A 1,764-nucleotide genomic window follows, 5' to 3' on the forward strand; every position below is an offset into this window, starting at 1 on the left:
CACAAACACAGGCGCACTTGTGGGGCTTAGCTGGAAATTCAAATAAACCGCAGTTAGTAAAAAAACACGCTAAGTAAGCGTGTTTTTTACATTTATGGTTATTGAGTTTTGCCATAAACTTATCTGGGCAATTGCAATTTTTCCCTACGACATCATGGTATATTTAAGGGGCTGTACTAGTATAACATAAGTGTTATTCTAGTACAGCCCCAAAAACTTTGTTTGTTTTTGAATAGAATTTATACTAACCGAACTTCAAAATTGTTGGTTTCCGTTCGTGGTAAGCTTATCAAGCCATAACAGAAACCCACCCGCAGGCATAGCTTAGGGTGAACGGTTTTTGTACCAGTTTTTGGGTTCGTTTAGTATACTATAAAATTGCGTTGTTTGTATTGCTCCTTTGGTGTACTTAACAAACTTAAAATTTACTGCGGGTTGTAGGTGAATTGCAATTTACCCCTACCGCTGAAAATAAATTTGTGGTACTTTTAAGATGGTTTTGGTATACGGCTCAACTTAATCACGTTCAACGAAAAACAGCCAAAACAAAAAAGTACTTGGTTTTGGCTGTTTTATTATCTTTCGGGCTTAGAACTTTTTCTCAAAGGTTAAAGAAATCCCTTGATTGTCATAGTTCTTACGCCATTGCCCTTCATAAGCAAGCGATAATGTGGTGGTGGCTGTTGGGGTGTAGACCATGCCAAGACCTGCTTGCCCAAAGCCTTTACCAACTTCATGACCCAATACGCCAAATTGTGTGTTGGCAGTATCAGCAAAACGACCACTAATGTCGCTACGTCTGCTACCTACGTCAGCCCCCACCGATAACAAACCTGTTAGGGCAAGCGTGGGTGAGCCGATACGACCTTTAACACCGATACTATTTTGCAAACTGGTATAAGTGTTGCCGTTGATGGCAAGGTTGTAGGCGGTGGTGCCTGTTTCGGTGTATGCATCTGATTTGACTTGGGCAAAATCCATCTTAACAAAAGGCGACAGATGTCTGTTAGCTGTACCAATGCGATAATGGGCGGACACGCCAGCGTTCACAATTTTGGCATCATAATCAGACTTGGCAGTACCACCAACCACATGACGTGTGCCATCAATCTGGCTACGACCCACCCCAACATGACCTTTAAAGGTGGTGCGTTCATCAAGCTGATGATGGCCATAGATGAGGGCTTGGGTGGTGTTGGCTTGAGCGGTATGAGAGACATAATCACGGCTTTTAACATCGTGTTCGCTGTATGCTAAGGCAATCCCTAAGTTGGATTTTTGACCAACTGGGCTATCAGCACCCACGATGATACCAGTATGTTTATCATCAAAACCTGTTAAACCTGCATGAGCGTCCAATTTGCCTTGATTGTGTAGAGCTTTTGCCCAAAGGTTCTTTTTGGGTTCTAGGGTGCGAGTATCTAGTACACCCACGACTTTTTGTGTGCCGTCAGCGATTAGGCGGTTGGTTGAGCCTGCCATCAGGGGCTGTAATTGACTAGCAAAATTGGCAAGTTTGGCAAAGTCAGGAGTGTTGCTACCAATAGTATCTTTGACCAAAGAAGCACCAAGTACATTTTGGGAATTTGTTGTAAAATCACCAACATTGGTATCCAAAACACGTGCTAATTCAACTAGATGATTATAATTTTCCCTATTGACAGCCGTTTCAAAAGTGCCGACAATGCTTGGCGTTGGCGTTGGCGTTGGCGTTGGCGTTGGCGTTGGCGTTGGCGTTGGCGTTGGCGTTGGCGTTGGCGTTGG

At 43.6% G+C, this 1,764-nt stretch carries 1 protein-coding gene; it reads right to left on the minus strand.

Going from position 1 to position 1,764, the window contains the following annotated elements; translation table 11 throughout:
• Positions 1 to 588: 588 nt before the first annotated feature.
• Positions 589 to 1,764 (minus strand): autotransporter outer membrane beta-barrel domain-containing protein (locus MOB01S_RS11985; protein WP_157074005.1); only part of this gene is annotated, 1,176 nt, incomplete at its 5' end.

It is taken from the genome of Moraxella oblonga NBRC 102422 (genome assembly GCF_001598275.1).
Classification (GTDB): domain Bacteria; phylum Pseudomonadota; class Gammaproteobacteria; order Pseudomonadales; family Moraxellaceae; genus Moraxella; species Moraxella oblonga.